The following is a 17,938-nucleotide window of genomic DNA, read 5'->3' as shown; positions in this document are numbered from 1 at the left end:
GATATTATGGCAATTACAGCTAGTCAAGTAAATGACTTAAGAAAAAAAACAGGTGCAGGAATGATGGACTGCAAAAAGGCTTTAGTTGAAGCAGACGGAGATATGGAGGCAGCAGTTGACTTTTTGCGTAAAAAAGGTCAAAAAGTTGCAGCTAAGCGTGGTGACAACGAGGCTAAAGAAGGTCTTATTTTTGCAGAATCAAAAGGTGAAGTAGGTTACATCATTCAATTGAACTGTGAAACTGATTTTGTTGCTAAAAACGAAGACTTCCAAAACTTTGTTAAGTCAATCTTAGAGATTGGTATCAAAAATGACGTTACTTCTGTAGATGATTTAAAGAAACTACAGTACAACGAGAAGTTAACAGTTGATGAGAAATTAGTTGAGCAAATTGGTGTTATTGGAGAGAAGTTAGACTTAACTAACTTCGGAAAAGTTAGTGCAACAACTGTTGTAGCTTACAACCACCCAGGAAATCAATTGGCTGCTCTAGTAGGATTAAACAAATCAGGATCTGAAAGCGAAGATGCAGGAAGACAAGTTGCAATGCAAGTTGCTGCCATGAACCCGCTTTCATTGAAAAAAGAAGGTATTTCTCAAGAAGTTATCGATCGTGAACTGCAGGTTGGAAAAGATCAGGCAATCGAAGAAGGTAAGCCAGCAGAGTTGGCAGACAAAATTGCTCAAGGAAGATTAAACAAATTCTTTAAAGAGAACACTTTGTTAAGTCAAGACTTCGTTCGTGACAACAAAATGACTGTTGAAAAATTCCTTAATTCAGTTGAATCTGGATTAACAGTTACTGAATTTAAGCGCTTTTCATTAAGCTAATAAATATTTAAAACTAAAAAAGAGAGAACATTGTTTCTCTCTTTTTTTTGTCTTATTTTGCATGAAATTTATAAACGTATAACGATTCTTAACCATGAAGTATAAAAGAGTTCTGTTAAAATTAAGTGGTGAGTCACTTATGGGAGATAAAAAATTCGGAATTGACAATGCCCGATTAACCAAATATGCAGAACAAATCAAAGAGATCACAGATCTGGGTGTAGAATTAGGAATTGTCATTGGCGGAGGTAACATTTTTCGCGGAGTACAAGCCGAAGAAGGTGGAATGGACAGAACGCACGGAGATTACATGGGAATGCTCGCTACTATGATCAATGCAATGGCCTTGCAGTCAGCCCTAGAAACCGCTGGAATAGATTCTCGCCTATTGTCTGCCATTGAAATGAAAGAAATAGCAGAACCTTATGTGCGAAGAAGAGCTGTTCGACACCTAGAAAAAGGAAGAGTGGTGATTTTTGGAGCTGGAACAGGAAATCCCTACTTCACTACAGACTCCGCAGCATCGTTAAGAGCAATCGAAATTAATGCTGATGTCATAATAAAAGGAACCCGCGTTGACGGAGTTTATACTAAAGATCCCGAGCAAGATCCAAATGCCGAAAAATACGATACGATATCATTTGATGATGTTTACGCTAACGGTCTAAACGTTATGGACATGACCGCATTTACATTATGTAAAGAAAATGACCTTCCTATAGTTGTCTTTAATATCAATACAGAAGGTAACCTAAAACGAATCATAATGGGAGAATCTGTAGGTACCATTGTGGCATAACAGATTCTTTGCTAAATTTGTATATTATATTTTGAGATTTTAATAACGAAGAGTGATGGTAGAGGAAATTAATGAAACTATAAAAGATTTTAAAGAGTCGAACAACAAAAGTTTGAGCTTCTTGGATTCTGAATTACACAAAATTAGGACAGGAAAGGCAACACCTGATATGTTGGATGGAGTGTTGGTAGAATATTATGGAAGCATGACCAACCTATCTAAAGTTGCCAATATTGGTACATTAGACGGTAGAACACTAACTGTTCAGCCATGGGAAAAGAATATATTAGGAGCATGTGCTAAAGCAATTATAAATGCAAATTTAGGCCTAGCACCTCAAGATAATGGTGAAATGTTAATTATTAATATTCCCATGCTTACAGAGGAAAGAAGAAAGGAATTAGCTAAAATAGCCAGAGCAGAAGGTGAACATGCAAAAGTAAGTATCCGTAATAACCGTAAAGACGCGATGGACTACATCAAAGAATTAAAAAACGAGGGACTTTCTGAAGACGATATGAAAACAGCCGAATCAGAAATTCAAGATGTTACCGATTCTTTCGTAAAAAAGATTGACTCTCTTATTGATGCTAAAGAAGTTGATATAATGAAAATATAATCTTTTTTACTCAAACTAAACATAAGCTTTCCAATCGGAAGGCTTTTTTTATTTTAATACACCAGCATCTCAACAAACAAAACCATACACCAAAGACGCCTCTTAGGCCATCTAGAACTAATAACTAGGCAAGCATCAACCTCTCTCTTAACGAATCGTGAACCAGGTCATTATAAAACACTCTGAGTATTCCGATTTACTAGTTAAAAATTCTATTGCCTGGCAAAACCCGAATAAAATTAATCTCATCTAAAAAAAAAGCTATTGGATAGAACACAATTCTAGCAATTAAAGCTTAGAAAAGAAACAATCAGTTCATCTTTCACACACCACATCGACATCCATTTACTAATGACACTAAAGTTATAGGACATGACGCTAGACACTTTTCTTATATACTCCTATCCTACTGATTAAGTACGAATAATAGGGTAATCAGGTGGCGTTCCTCTGCAATACACTATCGTAATTTAGAGTTCTATATGAATATGTGTGGCTGGTTTCAAAACCTCTGATTTTAATTGATTCCTAGTGACTGGCAATTTAATTATAGGTTTATTTAGATGTATCATTTCTGCTAAAAATATAATTTCCTTAAGCTCGTAAGTTCAAGAGGGTCGGCATACTCACCTGAAATAGAAACTACCAAGGGTTTAATTGCAAAAACAAAAAGACATCAATGATCCGTAATTTAAAATGCAACTTGTGCAGGAGCTTACAGTAAAATTCGCAGTGTAGCAATTAATATTTTATAGGATTTCAATTGGGGCCATACTAATCTATAAAGAAGCTGATTTATAAAACATAAAAAAACAGCCTCCCAATTATGGAAGGCTGTCTGAATTATAAAGATCAGTTTTATTACATTTTTACAAACTTCGTGTTTTCAACTTGACTACCACTTTGTACTCTAATAATATAAGTACCTTGAGGAAGCTCTGAAGCACTGAATCCGATTTCATTACGACCTACGTGCGCATCCGTTTTTTGAATTCTTTTTACTAAGCGTCCAGAAATATTATAGAACTGGATATCTAGCAATTTACTGTCTTTTAAGTCAACAACTAAAGTTGAATTGTAACGTGCAGGATTTGGATAAAGCTCCAATTTAAAAGGCTTCTCTACATCCACATCTTGAATTGGATCATTAGATGAAACATTCAATACTGCGCTAGTAGACCAAATTCCTCGACCAAACGATCCCATGAATATTTTACCTGGTATGTTATTCCCTTCAGCGTAAGTTCTCCATGCTTGACGAATTTCATATGTTGGAACTCCTGCAAAACGTGGGTCAGAAACATCCGTCCACGTAGCTCCACCGTTTTCTGACATCGAAACACCAGCGAAAGTAGACGCGAATAAAATATCACTATCATTTCTGTCTATAATTACATCGTAAAATGCCATACCATTCTGAGTACCTACTAGTGACATTGTCGGTGATGCCGATGCTGCATTTGATGAACGGTAAACAGAACCATTAAACATTTGAACAGCGACTACATCGTTCTCATCATTTGGATTAACAGCTACACCAGAGAAAGATCCAGTTCTTAAAGTTTTCTTAACTGTTGCCGTGGCACCTTCGTCGATATCTAATTTAGCTTTGAAATCTGCATCCGAAGAATAAACTTTACCTAACCCTTCTAGGCTATATACAGAACTACCAGCAGTAACATACATATTATTTAAATCCTTACTAAAGGCTACATCTAAATTACCTGCACTACCGATTCCTTCCATTAAACGAACCCACTTGATGTTTGAAGCAGAGAATCTTAAAGCATCTCTAGTCCCCCATATCTCACCATTGTTTTTGGTCGTACTAAATACAAACCACGATTGGTAAGGGTCTTGAACCGTAAGTGTATCCCAAGCGATATCTAAGCCAATAGTATCTTTTCCAAATGGAGTAACTCCAGGGCCTGCACTGTTTGAACCATAGTAGAAGTTATAAGGATTAACAGCAGCGACAACAACAGTATCAGGACCGTTAGGCACGTATACTAAAATTGAATCATCAACAGCTGGAGGAGTACTTCCAGAAGAAGAAGGCAAGTGTGTGTAAGAATATACACCCAAGTCATAAATAATTCCTGAAGTATCTTCGACTTCGTATTCCACAGTTGTTAAAGATGGATCGTAAAGTAAGGTATCATCAAACTGAACAGGTATTGGTGTAACATATTCTATCGTATCACCAGTTGCTCTACTTGGAATTCTAATCGTTTCCCCCACAGCATAACTTGCAAGTGGAACATAAATTAAAGAATCTTCTGAATCTGTATCGTAATATTCACCCATGTGAAATTGTGAATGGAAAGGGTGTTCCGGACTTCCTAATTCAAAAGGTCCGTATCCAGGTAAATTTGGTGTGAAAGGACTCATTGTTACCCCTCCATCAGGACTTCTGAAAAAACTATTAGCGTACAAACTTGTAAACAACACGTTTGGATTGAAGAAAGAGATTTCAGCGGTAAAACCATCACCTCCTGAAACTTGTCTAAACTCCTTGTAAGTTGCATTACGCAAATTGTTATAAAGAGAACCATTATCTTGAGTTCCTCCTATAACAGCACCATTTTTATCATGAGCGAATGCGTAGAACTGTGTAATGTTGTAACCTCTGTTTGCCGGATAAAAAGTTTGTCCTTGATCCAAAGAAACTCCAATACCTCCATCGTTACCAATGTATAATCTATTACTGCTGTCCCATTTTAATTCATGGTTATCTGCATGAACGTATAGTGGACTTGTTGGACTAGTAAACCAAATAGAAATTTTATTCCATCCTCCTGAAGGTGGATTGTTAATTTGTTTTTTCCATTCATGTAAGTCGATACCACCAACAATCACACGGTTTACATCCGTAGGATCAAAACTCACGACGTTGTTGTAAGTACCTTGTCCTCTATAATCAATCACACCGTTATTTACATCCGCTGGAGTTGCAGCAGTGTGTTTATGCCATGAAGCTCCATTATCTAGAGAAATCCATTGACCTTGATTATTCGAAGAAGAAGTTGCTGCATATATGGAGTAAGTTCCATCAGACTTCTTGGATGAAACGGCGAATTCGATTCTTCCATATCCTGATTGCGATAACTTACCTGGTACGTTTCCAGGAGCAGAAACTACCTGAAAATTTTGCCCCCAATCCGTTGAAACCCACGTTTCAAAGTTATTTGAAGTCACAACAATAACTTTCCCATCAGCAGAATACGCCAGGGTTTTTGCCCCTGTACCTCCAAAGGAAGCCACATTTTCAACCGATCCTCCGAAAGTGTATTTTTTCAAACCAGATGTGTGCGTAAAATAAACTACAGGACTTGCTTCGGTCGCTGCTACTCTATTAATTCTAGAAAAGTTTGAAGTTCCTGGTACTTGTTGCCAAGTTGCTCCTCCGTCAGGAGTTACAAACAACCCTTGTCCGTCCCAACTTTCATCAATAGAACCAGTCGCTACATATATATTCCCTTCTGAATCCTGAGCAATAGAAGAAATAAACTGCCCACCAGGGAAATTTTCTACTCTACTCCAATTGTTAGCACGGTTTTCTGATTTATACAAACCACCAGAAACACCACCTGCCCACACGTAATTTAAATTGGTGTGATCTGCCAAGATTGCACGAGTTCGACCTCCGATATTATCAGGCCCCAACTCAGTCCACTCTACAGAAATGGCTTTCGTTTGTGATACTTCTTGATGTTGTTTCAAGATTTGGTTCAACTTATTACTTTCAATCATTTCGCCTGTTTCGACGTCAACCATTGTAGTTTTCACCCATTCTCTGAAACCATTCCCACCTGTTAAAGCTTCCAAAGAACCTCTCTCTTGGGAGTACCTTACGTCTCCCTCTTTTTCCAAAACACTTGGAGTAACAAAGGCTGCTGCTGCAATAGCGACAACTCCTAGACCTCCCAGAATCAACTTATTTCGTTTCATATTCATAATAATACTTTCGGTTTCACATCTATACCAAAGCGCCAATTTAAGTAAAAAATTCAAATATTTTACAACTTTTTAACGCCTATTTAATCATTTATAAAATTATATCAATTTGTTCAAGTAATAAACACGGTCCATCCAAGATTGTTCAAAAAATATACAACTCTAAATCTTTTGAGCTTCTTCCATGTCAAATATATGTTTCTCAGCGCGGTAAGAAGATCTCACCAGTGGCCCCGACTCTACATATCTAAAACCCATTTCAATCCCTTTTCGTTTATATTCTTCAAAACGCTCAGGTGTAACAAACTCTGCAACTGGGAGATGCTTAGGTGTTGGCTGCAAATACTGACCAATAGTAACAATATCAGTTCCCACACTTCTTAAGTCCTGCATGGACTCTAGCACCTCTTCATGGGTTTCTCCTAAGCCTAGCATTATTCCAGACTTCGTGCGCATACCCGCTTTTTTAATTCTAAAAAGTGCTTCTAAACTACGGTCGTACTTCGCTTGAATCCTAACCTCTTTTGTCAATCTTCGAACTGTTTCTATATTGTGAGACACAATTTCTGGAGCAACATCAGTTACAATTTTTAAGTTCTCCCATTTTCCAGCAAAATCCGGAAGAAGAGTTTCTAAGGTTGTACCTGGAGATTGTTTTCTTATCGCTCGAATTGTTTGCGCCCAAATATTAGCCCCTCCATCTTTCAAATCATCCCTATCAACAGAGGTAATTACGGCGTGCTTCACTCCCATTAACTTAACAGAGTTAGCCACTCGACCCGGTTCAAAAAGATCAACTTCTTCGGGACGTCCGGTTTGAACGGCACAAAAACCACAAGAACGTGTACAAATATTTCCTAGAATCATAAATGTTGCTGTTCCTTCCCCCCAACATTCACCCATATTAGGACAACTCCCGCTCTCACAAATCGTATGCAACTTGTGTTCATCCACCAATTTCCTCACATTTCTGTAGGATTCTCCCGTTGGCAACTTGACCCGTAACCACTTAGGCTTTTTAATTTTCGTTTGTCTTGGCTCTTCTACTATTGACATGTCACCTAATTTATTAAGGTTCTTATATTCATTCAATGAAATGCACTATTCCATTCATTCCATCAAAGAAAATACTATTTTTGTAATATAATTTTCACCTGCAAAAATAAGCAATATAACGGACTATGAAAAAAATAAGTTCTTCCTATTTAGGAGATTTACGAATTTCGACAACTCATCAGAAATCAGGCACAATTATTGAAACAGATGCTCCCTTAGACAACAACGGTAAAGGAACTAGGTTTTCTCCAACTGACTTGCTCGCGGCTGGCTACCTTAACTGCATGATTACTATAATAGGTATCTACTGTGAACAGCATGCTATTGACTTCAAGGACTGTAAGGGCGAGGTAGAGAAAATAATGATGGACAAGCCTAGGCGAATTGGTGGTTTACAAATCGTTTTAGACCTGAGCAGTAACAACTGGAACGAGAAAGATAAAAGAAGAATAGAAACAGCAGCCAAGAACTGCCCTGTGGCGAAGAGCGTTTCATCAGAAATAGAGGTAAATATTGAATTTAATTATTAATGTCAAACATATTACAAATGCGTATTTTTCAAATAATCATGCTACTTTCAGCTATGTTCTCAGCTTCTTTGAGTGCACAAGATTTAAAATTCAAATTAACGGACTTTCACACGTACAATCCAAAATTAAACGAAGCTGTACTTCAACAATTCAATCAGCTATCTGAAGCTGAAAAAGTAGCCCAACTCATTATGCCAGCAATAGGGCCATACGGACAGACAGAAGCAACTATTGATCAGTTGGTGAAAGACAAAAAAATAGGCGGCTTGTTATTGTTAAACGGTACAAAAGATGAGTTTACCACTTGGGTAAAAAAATACAACACGTGGAATAAAGAAGCCGGTTCCCTTCCCTTTTTATATAGTGCAGATGCAGAAGCAAGTCTAGTGAACAGAAAAATAAAGAATTCTACTCCTGTTGCCAAGGCTAACACATTACGAACAGTTAAAGAAGTTAAAGCAGTTGCGCGGACGATATCAAAAGATTTAAACGAGATTGGAATTAACTACAATTTTGCACCTGTAGTTGATATGTCTCCAAACAAAACGGTAGGCTGGAGAAGTTTTGGTCATGAACCAGACAGTGTTATTCCTTGGTCAAATGCATTTATTCAGGAAACACAAAAGCACAACATCATAGCAACAGCTAAACATTTCCCAGGACACGGTTATGTGGAAGGTGACACCCATAAAAAATTAGTCTATATCAAAGGAGAAATGAAGGAAGTTAAAAACTATCCTCCATTAATTGAGAATGGCGTCGTAAGCATTATGATTGCACACATCGCAGTAGATAACGATTCTCCGTTCAATACCCAAGGCCAGCCTTCATCTATTTCAAAAGAGATTGTTACAGACCTATTAAGAGATAGCCTCCATTTTGAGGGACTCATCGTAACCGATGCCATGAATATGTTGGGGGTTTCCACCATTCCAGGATCAAATGTAAAAGCAATTGATGCAGGAGTAGACATTCTTCTTATGCCTTTAAACGCTGCAAAAGCTCATAAAGAGATTCTAGAAAAATACAAGTCGAGCTTAGCCTTTAAAGAAAAAGTTGACTTAGCCTGTAAACGAATTATTCGCGCTAAACTATGTACAGAAGGAGATTTATTTCCGTCACAAAACTAAATTGCTAAAATCGCTAGTCCTACACCCACTAGTAAACTTATGAGTTTTATAAAATTGAACTTATGATTTTCAGTGGACTCAAAAATAATAGTTGTAGAAATATGTAAAAACATACCCACTACTACAGCTAAAATAATTTCGAGATTCAATAATGAATTTTGAGCACCATAATGGCCAACTAACATTCCTAGCGGTGCCATAAGCGCAAAAGCAATTAGGATCAACCAAGCCTTTGTCATTTTAAATCCGGAGGCCAGTAATAAAGTCATCAATGCGATTGCAACGGGAATTTTATGCAGGACAATTCCCAAAAGTAAGCCCTGAACACCTTCGCCTTTAGCATGAGAGTGAACGTGCGAATGGTTGTGTCCCACATGATCCATTAATTGAGTGCCTGCTTCACCTAGGAATTGAGCCTCTAAAGGCATCCCTTCAAAAAACGAATGAAAACTAAGGGCTATAAACAAAGACCAGGGAACTGTTCCTTTCGTGTCTTTGGCGTGAATATGTCCGTGCTCAATTCCGCCAGAAAAATATTCCAAAAACAATTGAACAAGAAACCCAAGCAAGATGTAATAGCCTACCCCTTCGGATCCATGAGCATATATTTCTGGTATGAAATGAATAAATGCAATTGCTAAAAGAAAACCTCCACTTAATGAAAGTAGAACTTTTATAAGTTTACCCTTGTTTAAGTTCTGTAAAAACACAACTAAACCTCCTCCTAATAACACCGAACCTATTAAAAGGACAGTTCCCCAAATTAAACTCATTTTTTCTTAGCGATAATAATTAAACGATCAGACTTCTCCTTGCTGAATGGTGACAAAGAAAAGTCTCCGTAGATTTTTTCAATTTCAAATCCAGACTCCTTCAATAACATTTCAAATTCGTCTTTTTTTATGGCTTGTACTTTTTCTTGAAAATGGTACTCTTTGCCTTCATCAGAAAAATTAATATCTTTAAATATGTGCCTACCATCGTAAGATTTTGTGATACGGAAGTCGATATTATCGAGAGTTTTCACTTCTTTTTTCACCAGATTATCTAATACAAAATCAGCATTCATAAAATCAATAACCAATAGCCCGTCCGCTACCAGCATTTTATGCACAGAATTCAGGACTTTAGCGTTATCTTCATAATCGTCAAAATAACCAAAACTGGTGAATAAATTAAATACAACATCAAAAGTATTTTCTTTGTACACTTCCCTCATATCATGCGTATCAAAAGAAAGGGAATCATTTTCGAAAGGCTTTGCTTCACTAATACTGTTTTGAGACAAGTCTACTCCAGTAACCTTAAATCCTTTCTTATTGATAAAAACAGAGTGGCGTCCTTTGCCACAAGCTAAATCTAAACAATTGGCACTTTTTGATAAATCAAGGTCGTCCAAAAGGTTATTTATAAACCTTTCCGCTTCTGAGAAATCTCTATTTTGATATAAAATGTGATAATACCTTGTATCGAACCAAGTTTCAAACCATTCACCCTTCTGCTGTGCCATGTAAATAATCTTTTATTATAAAAAAGTAGACAAATGTATCCATTTTATATCACTCCTGCAATAATGTTGCATTAAAAATATCACAAGCATAAAAATCATTCTTTCAGGTGTTGATGAATAACAAAAGTTTATATTTGCATTTGCTGACAGGGGGAATCCGAAGAATTTTATCCAATAAATAACCTTGGTAATAAAGTCTAAATAACTTTAGATCATTTTTCATTGTGTTTCCGTCAGTACAAAATTTTAATTATTGAGAAGCAATATTATTTCAAATGTCAATTAATTCAATTTATGAGCTTTACCAATCCATGGAACGCAATAATGCTATTGTCTCTTTTAAAGGGTTGGTTACTGCAGACCTTTTGAACTCTGTTCTGCAAATCATGGAGTCAAAACTTGATTATTCTGAAGAGTCCACGAAGACGCGCAAAAAAGTTTACAGCGTTTTAGTTGAATGCTTACAAAACTTGTATCACCACAGCGAGGAGGAGATTATAAAAATTGATGGGCAAACTGAACATCAAATCAAAAACGCTTCCATCCTCTGCATTTCGAACCCAGCTGATTACTACGAAATTAAAACTGGTAATTATATAACCAAGGACAAAGCGGAAGAGTTAGAGGGAAAAATTAGTAACATTAATAGTTTAGGAAAAGAAGAATTAAGAGAATTATATATTTCAGTTTTAAGTAAAGGACAGCTTTCTAGCAAAGGAACTGCCGGTTTAGGACTGATTGACATCGCAAGAAAATCTGGAAACAAGTTAGAATACAGTTTTATGCCTATAAGCGATAAATACAGTTTCTTTTGTTTACAAGTAAAAATTAAGCAATAAAATGGAGAATATAAATTTAGAAGCAACACCAAAAACACCACGTGTAACTTTCAGTTTTGAGAAAGGTAATTTAGAACTTTTAGGGAGATCTATTCCTGAGAACTCTGTAGAGTTTTATGAGCCCTTAAACAATTGGATTGCATCCTATGGTGAATCCCCTCAGGAGATTACTACATTCGATGTGAAGTTGGAGTACTTCAACACGTCTTCTTCAAAATGTTTGCTCGATCTTTTTAAAATGCTAGAATCCATCAACGAAAAAGGAACAGAAGTAAGAGTTAATTGGTATTTTGAAAAAGATGATGGTGATATCGAAGAAGCTGGTGAAGACTACCAAGCAATTGTAGCGCTTCCATTCACAATGATTGAAGTAGAAGAAATTTAATGGCTATAACAAAAATTGGATTAACAGGTGGTATCGGTTCAGGGAAATCTATCGTTTGCGAACTCATAAAAGCCTTGGGTTACCCTGTTTTCAATTCAGACCATGAAGCAAAGTTGTTGATGACCGAGAATGCTTCAGTTCGCGCGAATATCAAAGATGTTTTTGGTGAAGAAGCATACTCCAATAATCAATTGAACAGGGAGTTTTTAGCCAGTAAAATATTTTATGACGAAAGTTTAAAAGCAGCATTGAATCAAATTGTTCATCCCGCCGTTAGATCGACATTTGAAGAATGGGCAAGTCTTCAAAACAAAAAGCTAGTATTCAATGAAGCTGCTATACTCTTTGAAACAGGAGCCTATAAATCATTTGATTTTACTGTTCTTGTTACCGCACCAAAAGATATTAGAATAGCAAGAGTAACTCATCGAGACAACAGCACAGAAGAGGAAGTTCAGCAAAGAATGAAAAACCAGTGGGATGATGATGTAAAGAAAGAGCTCGCAACATTTATCATCAACAATGATAATAAGACTTTGGTTATGCCACAGGTTTTAAAGGTGCTTTCTCATTTGGAACAGCTTATTTAATTTCCGTGTAATCATCAAAATGATCGTCGTCGTTATCTTTATGATCATCTTCAGCAAAGTCTGCCTCCTTTTTGCTTCCCATCAAAATAGCCATTATCGCATTTGCTATTCGCATCAACACAGAAATCATGAAGAAGAAACCAACAATTTTAAAAATAAAGCCAAACACAGGAGTGTCTTCAATATTCAATATGCTTTCCAAGAACCAATTTGAAATTGTGTTTGAAGCTAAGTGTGGTGCGAAGTAAAAACCGCTAAAAATAGCAAGTGCCAAAACTACCACTCCGATTTCCAGACGTATATCAAACACCGGCTTTAATCTATTCAGCAGATCACCAAAACCAGGGATATTTGCTTTTCCACGAACAGAAAACAAGGATTGCCTCTCTTGTTTAGACTGAATTTTTCCTGTGAAATAGATGAGCAGTATCAGCCCCGCTAGTAACAAGTCATTAATCAACACTAAACCACCAGCTTGCTGAATAGAAAATAAAAAGATGACATCAGCCAAAAACACATATCGGATTGTTTTAATGAAATAAATTTCAAACAATATTTTTGGGCGTCCACCGCGTAAAACTCTAATAAACAACATAATTAACCACCACAAAAAATTGTAAACGGCCAATATAACACCTATCCGAAATATAAAATTGAGTAAATCCACGATACAAAGTTGTAAAAATAAAATCTTTATGTGGATAAGAATACTAAAAATTCTAGACACTTCTTATCTTTACCGCTGAATAAAACAAAACATCATGAAAAAAGTTAGCTTTTTATTAATATTTACATTTTTAACTGCCTTTGCTCGCTCAGAAGAAGGCATGATTATCCCAACACTTCTAGGTGCATTTGAATCTGATATGAAGGCCATGGGAATGAAAATTAGCGCGCAAGATATTTATGACGCTAATAATGCAAGTATTAAAGATGCAATAATGCACTTTGGGGGTGGTTGTACTTCTGAAATAATTTCGGACCAAGGAATGTTGTTGACAAATCACCACTGTGGATTTTCGCAAATATATTCGCATACCAGTGTTGAAAATAACATCGCCAAATATGGTTTTTGGGCAAAAAACTTAAAAGAGGAACTTACTAATCCTGGTTTAACAGCAGCTAGAATGGTAAGAATTGAAGATGTGACTGCAAAAGTTTTGGAAGGCACGGAAGAATTAAACGATCAAGAGAAAGGTCAAAAAATCATGGCTAACATCGCACTATTAAAAGCAGAAGCCCTTGATGGAAATCATTATGAAGCCGAAATAAAGCCATTTGATTTTGGTAACAGTTACTTCCTTTTGGTAAAAGAAACTTTTAAAGATATTCGCTTAGTAGGAACTCCGCCAAAAACAGTAGGTAAATTTGGTGGTGATACTGACAACTGGGTATGGCCAAGACATACAGGAGATTTTGCAGTATTTAGAATCTATGCGGGCCAGGACAATAAACCAGCGGAGTACAATGAAAACAACAAACCTTATTCCCCAATTCACCACTTACCAATCTCATTAAAATCTAGAGAAGTTGATGAATTTACCATGGTTTTTGGATTCCCAGGAACTACTAACCAACATACAATCAGCACAGAATTAGATTTCATCATTAACACCATGCGTCCGGCTCAAATTAAAATGAGAGATCTTTCTTTGTCTGTTATTAATGCAGCTATGAAAAAATCTGAAGCGACAGAAATCATGTATGCTTCAAAACAAGCGAGAATTGCCAATGCTTGGAAAAAATGGATAGGTCAAATTGATGGATTAAAAAGAGGTGATGCCATAAACAAAAAAGTAGATTATGAAGACAGCTACACAACTGAAGCAAATTCGAAGGAAGAGTGGAAGACTGAGTATGGTGAGGTAGTTAAAAGTTTAAGAACTCTTTCTAAAAAGTACAACATGAGTGATTTTACCTACAACATGTATATTGAATATGTGTACGTAGGTTCAGAAATTTTTAAAAGAGCCCGTGCAATTGATGAGTTAATGGATTTATACGCAAGCGGAGATTCAGAAAAAGTAGCACAACTCATAAAAGAACAAAAAGAGTCTTTAGCTGATTTTTACAGTCAATATGATGCCGGTATCGACCAAGAAATTTTCTTGTTGCAAAGCGAGTACTATAAAAATATGGTTGATTCATCTTTTCTTCCTGAATCCTTATTAAAAACTGATCTGAAAAGTTTGCAATCAACTATTTACGAAAAATCATTCTTAGTGGATCAGGAAAAGTACCTTAAAGTACTGAACAACTTTCAAAAGTATGCAAAGAAAAAAATAGACAAAGATCCAGGATATGCTTACTATTCTGAATTGAAAAACATCTTTACTGATCAATTATTAGGTGATCTGCGTTTGTATTACGGTACAAGAAACCAATTGATGAAACCATACGTTAAGGGGAAATATGAAATGTATCCAGAAGCAAAGCACTGGGCCAACGCAAACAGCACACTCCGTGTAACTTATGGGAAACTGGAAGGCTCTACACCACGTGATGGAATGCAATATACTCCGCATACCACACTCGATGGAGTAATAGAAAAATTTAACACTGGCCACGAAGACTTTGATTTGCTGCCAAGAATGGTTGAGCTTTACGAAGCAAAAAACTATGGTGATTATGCTCAAGACGGTGAATTATGGGTTTGTTTTACAGGATCTAATCACACCACTGGAGGAAACTCCGGTTCACCAGTAATAAATGGAGAAGGGCACCTTATCGGTATCAACTTTGACAGAAGCTGGGAGAGCACTATGAGTGATTACATGTTTGACGCTTCACGTTGCAGAAATATCTCTGTAGATATTCGTTACGTACTTTGGATGATTGATATCTACGGTGAAGCGCCGCATTTAGTAGAAGAAATGACAATAGTTAGATAGAATAACAATATATAGAATTCAATAAAGTTATTTAGGAAAAATAAATTAGGATGGCAAAAATGAAGTCTGATCAAAACACCAATGAGTTATTGGTGTTCACATTTAAAAATAGAAAAATTTTATTTTTCACGGGTTTAATTGCTGGAATAGCCTCAATTATTGTATCACTTTTACTCCCTGTATTGTACGAATCGAACGCCATTGTGTTCCCGACCGCTACGAGTACGGTTTCATTTAATGCACAAAGTAACGCAAAGGCAAGTTCAATGGACTTTGGAGAAGAGGAAAATGCAGAACAATTAATCCAGATTTTGCAATCCTCACCACTACGTAATCGAATAATTGAAAAGTTTGATTTAGCAAAAGTATATGATATAGATCCAAAAGCTGACGGATACTACCACAAACTCGGAAAAGCTTATGAAAGCCACATTCATTTCGAAAGAACAAGGTTTGGTTCTATTAATATTTCTGTTTTAGACGAGTCACCACAGTTGGCTGCTGATATTGCAAATAAAATTGTTCAACTGATCGATACTGTAAAAAATGATTTAATTAAAGAGCGAACGATTCCTGCTTTTGAGATTAACAAAAGAAAATTAGAGCAATTAAAGTTATCTCAAGAGAACTTAAATAGAGAAATGGATAGCCTATCTCAATTGGGTGTTATAGATGCATTGTCTAGATCTAGTTTGTTTGCTGCACTGAATGAATCTAAGACAGCCGAAGACAAAGAATTTTTCAAAAATCAGATCGAAGTTAACCTAAAATATGGAGCTCGTTACGACGCCCTTTCTGATTTGAGAGAATTCAGAATTGAAAAAATGACTGATCAAGAGGTTTCATACGAACAAGCAGAGTCGGATGCAATTGAAAATTTCAATCACAAATTTGTAGTAGAATCTGCTGTAGCCTCGGATAAAAAAGCTAAACCAAAAAGAGCAATTATTGTGCTTGTATTTACATTCGCTGCTCTAATTCTAATGTTTATCGCATTATTAATTAGAGATAGAGTAAAACAAATCAAACAAGCAGTTTAGGTTTTGGAGCACATTAAAAATAATAGCGTACTGGTTAGTCTTGTGCTTCTTTTTATGGGAGTTAACGCCTACTTTATTTTTAATGATAATTATTTTTTAAATGCTATTCCTCTGGCTTTGGTGATTGCTTACATTGCTATTTTTCACACCAACACAGCTTTCTTAATCACAGTTTTCTTAACTCCATTATCGATAAATTTAGAAGAGTTTACACATGGGAAAATAGGCTTATACCTTCCGACAGAGCCAATTTTGTTTGGATTAATGCTACTCATCGTTTTGAAGGAGCTGAAGTCTCCCATAATGTCGAAAGATTTCTGGCGTCATCCCATTACTTTATCCATAGGATTTTACTTAGTATGGGTCTTTATGACCTCCATTACCAGCACACAACCAATGGTATCCTTCAAGTTTTTATTAATGAAACTCTGGTTTATAGTTCCGATTTTAATGATTGGCTTTAACCTGTTTAAAGAAAAGAGTAATGTTGTTAAATTTTTGTGGGCCTATACAATCGGTATGACCATCGTAATAATTTACACCTTAATAAGACACTGGGGCTATAGTTTTGGAGAAAAAGAAGGTCATTGGGTAATGTCACCTTTCTTTAAAGACCATACAATTTATGGGACTAGTGTTGCCATGAGTATCATATTTGTAATAGGACTGTTTGCTTACAAGAAGCACTCCATTCAAGCTCAATTTCTTTTGTCTATCGTGTTTATTATTACCTTGATCGGACTGTATTTTAGTTATACCCGTGGTGCTTGGCTAAGCATTGTTTTTGCTTTAGCTGTATGGGCTTTTATTAAATATAAAGTCAAGTTTAAATACTTACTTTCATTAGCCATTATTGTTTTGACCGTGATTGTTATTTCATGGCCCAAAATTGAGATGGAATTGGCTAAAAACAAACATGAGCACACCACGACCAACTTTGATGAAAGAATTCGCTCTGCTGCAAACATCTCTTCAGACGCTTCCAATTTAGAAAGGTTAAATAGATGGGGTGCAGCATTTAACATGTTTAAAGAACGTCCTGTTTTCGGGTTTGGACCAGCCACCTACGCTTTCGAATACGCTCCTTATCAAGATCCTGAAAAATTGACGATCATCTCTACAAATTTTGGGAATCAAGGAAATGCACACTCAGAATATCTAGGTGCTTTATCAGAAATGGGGTTAATTGGAATGTTGTCAGTGCTTGCTTTTGTGGCTGCTTTATTTTACTCCGGAATAATGTTATTAATAAATTACAAACGTTTTGCTCCGGGAGATTCTGAAATGTATATTTTGCTACTGTGTATTGTACTGGCCATGTCGACCTATTTTTTCCATGGATTATTAAACAATTATCTGGATACAGACAAAGCATCAATTCCTGTATACGGCGCTGCAGCCATAATTATTGCGCAACAAACCATGTTGAATAAGAAGAAAAAGGATGCTCTAGCTTAAAGCATTTAGGAAAATTACTGTTTAATTTTTCAAAGAAGATTATTCAAGATTCTACAAGGCTTTCTCAACGCTCAGTTACGCAATTTAAGACAAAGGACTATTCGATACTTTACCAGTATAAATCTACGTAATCAAACCTTTGATTAAGCAATGGACTGACAAGACCCTTTCAAAATTATAACTAAAGACAGACAAAATGAAAAAACCTGCAGCGAACTACAGGTTTTAACCCTAATTATTCATAAATCTCCTATTACAAAGCCAAACTGCCTGCTAACTTTGGAAATGCTCTAAATTTTTAAT

Annotated in this window: 16 protein-coding genes; 11 read left to right on the top strand and 5 right to left on the bottom strand. The window is 36.2% G+C overall.

What is annotated here, in order from left to right:
• The first annotated feature begins 6 nt into the window (after positions 1 to 6).
• From tsf to frr, 3 genes are all read left to right on the top strand, one after another.
• Positions 7 to 831, top strand: coding sequence for a translation elongation factor Ts (gene tsf / locus DIT68_RS14680; protein WP_109360578.1), 825 nt, complete (start codon positions 7 to 9; stop codon positions 829 to 831).
• A 94-nt stretch (positions 832 to 925) separates the two neighbouring features.
• Positions 926 to 1,630 (top strand): UMP kinase, encoded by a 705-nt coding sequence (pyrH, locus tag DIT68_RS14675; RefSeq protein WP_109360577.1) that lies wholly within the window; start codon positions 926 to 928, stop codon positions 1,628 to 1,630.
• Positions 1,631 to 1,685: 55 nt separating this feature from the next.
• Positions 1,686 to 2,249 carry a ribosome recycling factor gene (gene frr, locus DIT68_RS14670; RefSeq protein WP_109360576.1) on the top strand — a complete coding sequence of 188 codons (564 nt, stop codon included), beginning with the start codon at positions 1,686 to 1,688 and terminating at the stop codon, positions 2,247 to 2,249.
• Between the two features lie 861 nt (positions 2,250 to 3,110).
• Here the strand turns inward: frr and DIT68_RS14665 are convergent.
• Both DIT68_RS14665 and lipA read right to left on the bottom strand, forming a co-directional pair.
• Positions 3,111 to 6,200 (bottom strand): T9SS type A sorting domain-containing protein, encoded by a 3,090-nt coding sequence (locus tag DIT68_RS14665; RefSeq protein WP_158276204.1) that lies wholly within the window; start codon positions 6,198 to 6,200, stop codon positions 3,111 to 3,113.
• Between the two features lie 168 nt (positions 6,201 to 6,368).
• Positions 6,369 to 7,262 (bottom strand): lipoyl synthase, encoded by an 894-nt coding sequence (gene lipA, locus DIT68_RS14660; RefSeq protein WP_109360610.1) that lies wholly within the window; start codon positions 7,260 to 7,262, stop codon positions 6,369 to 6,371.
• A 125-nt stretch (positions 7,263 to 7,387) separates the two neighbouring features.
• Here lipA and DIT68_RS14655 point away from each other — a divergent pair, with 125 nt between their 5' ends.
• Both DIT68_RS14655 and DIT68_RS14650 read left to right on the top strand, forming a co-directional pair.
• Entirely contained in the window at positions 7,388 to 7,792 is a 405-nt protein-coding gene (locus DIT68_RS14655; protein WP_109360574.1) for an OsmC family protein, read from the top strand.
• Positions 7,792 to 8,922 (top strand): glycoside hydrolase family 3 N-terminal domain-containing protein, encoded by a 1,131-nt coding sequence (locus DIT68_RS14650; protein WP_109360573.1) that lies wholly within the window; start codon positions 7,792 to 7,794, stop codon positions 8,920 to 8,922. The genes DIT68_RS14655 and DIT68_RS14650 overlap by 1 nt, the downstream gene beginning before the upstream one ends.
• Here DIT68_RS14650 and DIT68_RS14645 read toward each other — a convergent pair.
• Both DIT68_RS14645 and DIT68_RS14640 read right to left on the bottom strand, forming a co-directional pair.
• A complete protein-coding gene (locus DIT68_RS14645) occupies positions 8,919 to 9,695 on the bottom strand; it encodes a ZIP family metal transporter (RefSeq protein ID WP_109360572.1) in 777 nt (258 codons plus the stop codon). The genes DIT68_RS14650 and DIT68_RS14645 overlap by 4 nt on opposite strands.
• Positions 9,692 to 10,432, bottom strand: a complete 741-nt coding sequence (locus DIT68_RS14640; protein WP_109360571.1) for a class I SAM-dependent methyltransferase — start codon at positions 10,430 to 10,432, stop codon at positions 9,692 to 9,694. The genes DIT68_RS14645 and DIT68_RS14640 overlap by 4 nt, the downstream gene beginning before the upstream one ends.
• A gap of 275 nt (positions 10,433 to 10,707) precedes the next feature.
• Between DIT68_RS14640 and DIT68_RS14635 the strand changes: the two genes are divergently transcribed.
• Genes DIT68_RS14635 through coaE form a run of 3 tightly spaced genes read left to right on the top strand, consistent with a single transcriptional unit; the run spans position 10,708 to position 12,246 of the window.
• A complete protein-coding gene (locus DIT68_RS14635) occupies positions 10,708 to 11,271 on the top strand; it encodes a SiaB family protein kinase (RefSeq protein WP_109360570.1) in 564 nt (187 codons plus the stop codon).
• Between the two features lies 1 nt (position 11,272).
• Positions 11,273 to 11,656, top strand: a complete 384-nt coding sequence (locus DIT68_RS14630; protein WP_109360569.1) for a DUF1987 domain-containing protein — start codon at positions 11,273 to 11,275, stop codon at positions 11,654 to 11,656.
• On the top strand, positions 11,656 to 12,246 hold the full coding sequence (gene coaE / locus DIT68_RS14625; RefSeq protein WP_109360568.1) for a dephospho-CoA kinase: 591 nt from the start codon (positions 11,656 to 11,658) through the stop codon (positions 12,244 to 12,246). The genes DIT68_RS14630 and coaE overlap by 1 nt, the downstream gene beginning before the upstream one ends.
• Here coaE and DIT68_RS14620 read toward each other — a convergent pair.
• Positions 12,239 to 12,913, bottom strand: coding sequence for a hypothetical protein (locus DIT68_RS14620; protein ID WP_146194241.1), 675 nt, complete (start codon positions 12,911 to 12,913; stop codon positions 12,239 to 12,241). The two genes, coaE and DIT68_RS14620, sit on opposite strands and share 8 nt — an antisense overlap.
• A gap of 94 nt (positions 12,914 to 13,007) precedes the next feature.
• Here DIT68_RS14620 and DIT68_RS14615 point away from each other — a divergent pair, with 94 nt between their 5' ends.
• From DIT68_RS14615 to DIT68_RS14605, 3 genes are read left to right on the top strand one after another with little or no spacing between them, the layout of a single operon-like run.
• Positions 13,008 to 15,137, top strand: coding sequence for a S46 family peptidase (locus tag DIT68_RS14615; protein WP_109360566.1), 2,130 nt, complete (start codon positions 13,008 to 13,010; stop codon positions 15,135 to 15,137).
• A 50-nt stretch (positions 15,138 to 15,187) separates the two neighbouring features.
• A complete protein-coding gene (locus DIT68_RS14610) occupies positions 15,188 to 16,177 on the top strand; it encodes a Wzz/FepE/Etk N-terminal domain-containing protein (RefSeq protein ID WP_109360565.1) in 990 nt (329 codons plus the stop codon).
• Between the two features lie 3 nt (positions 16,178 to 16,180).
• A complete protein-coding gene (locus DIT68_RS14605) occupies positions 16,181 to 17,635 on the top strand; it encodes an O-antigen ligase family protein (RefSeq protein WP_146194240.1) in 1,455 nt (484 codons plus the stop codon).
• The last annotated feature ends 303 nt before the right edge of the window (positions 17,636 to 17,938 follow it).

The organism is Brumimicrobium oceani, assembly GCF_003143775.1.
GTDB classification, from domain to species: Bacteria; Bacteroidota; Bacteroidia; order Flavobacteriales_D; family Crocinitomicaceae; genus Brumimicrobium; species Brumimicrobium oceani.
The sequence above is the reverse complement of the archived record's forward strand: the minus strand, read 5'-3'. Positions and strand labels throughout refer to the sequence as shown.

What these genes read in the sequence shown, in the direction of transcription:
- tsf (WP_109360578.1), top strand. Translation starts at nt 7, where the DNA reads ATGGCAATTACAGCTAGTCAAGTAAATGACTTAAGAAAAAAAACAGGT.
- pyrH (WP_109360577.1), top strand. Translation starts at nt 926, where the DNA reads ATGAAGTATAAAAGAGTTCTGTTAAAATTAAGTGGTGAGTCACTTATG.
- frr (WP_109360576.1), top strand. Translation starts at nt 1,686, where the DNA reads ATGGTAGAGGAAATTAATGAAACTATAAAAGATTTTAAAGAGTCGAAC.
- DIT68_RS14665 (WP_158276204.1), bottom strand. Translation starts at nt 6,200, where the DNA reads ATGAAACGAAATAAGTTGATTCTGGGAGGTCTAGGAGTTGTCGCTATT.
- lipA (WP_109360610.1), bottom strand. Translation starts at nt 7,262, where the DNA reads ATGTCAATAGTAGAAGAGCCAAGACAAACGAAAATTAAAAAGCCTAAG.
- DIT68_RS14655 (WP_109360574.1), top strand. Translation starts at nt 7,388, where the DNA reads ATGAAAAAAATAAGTTCTTCCTATTTAGGAGATTTACGAATTTCGACA.
- DIT68_RS14650 (WP_109360573.1), top strand. Translation starts at nt 7,792, where the DNA reads ATGTCAAACATATTACAAATGCGTATTTTTCAAATAATCATGCTACTT.
- DIT68_RS14645 (WP_109360572.1), bottom strand. Translation starts at nt 9,695, where the DNA reads ATGAGTTTAATTTGGGGAACTGTCCTTTTAATAGGTTCGGTGTTATTA.
- DIT68_RS14640 (WP_109360571.1), bottom strand. Translation starts at nt 10,432, where the DNA reads ATGGCACAGCAGAAGGGTGAATGGTTTGAAACTTGGTTCGATACAAGG.
- DIT68_RS14635 (WP_109360570.1), top strand. Translation starts at nt 10,708, where the DNA reads ATGTCAATTAATTCAATTTATGAGCTTTACCAATCCATGGAACGCAAT.
- DIT68_RS14630 (WP_109360569.1), top strand. Translation starts at nt 11,273, where the DNA reads ATGGAGAATATAAATTTAGAAGCAACACCAAAAACACCACGTGTAACT.
- coaE (WP_109360568.1), top strand. Translation starts at nt 11,656, where the DNA reads ATGGCTATAACAAAAATTGGATTAACAGGTGGTATCGGTTCAGGGAAA.
- DIT68_RS14615 (WP_109360566.1), top strand. Translation starts at nt 13,008, where the DNA reads ATGAAAAAAGTTAGCTTTTTATTAATATTTACATTTTTAACTGCCTTT.
- DIT68_RS14610 (WP_109360565.1), top strand. Translation starts at nt 15,188, where the DNA reads ATGGCAAAAATGAAGTCTGATCAAAACACCAATGAGTTATTGGTGTTC.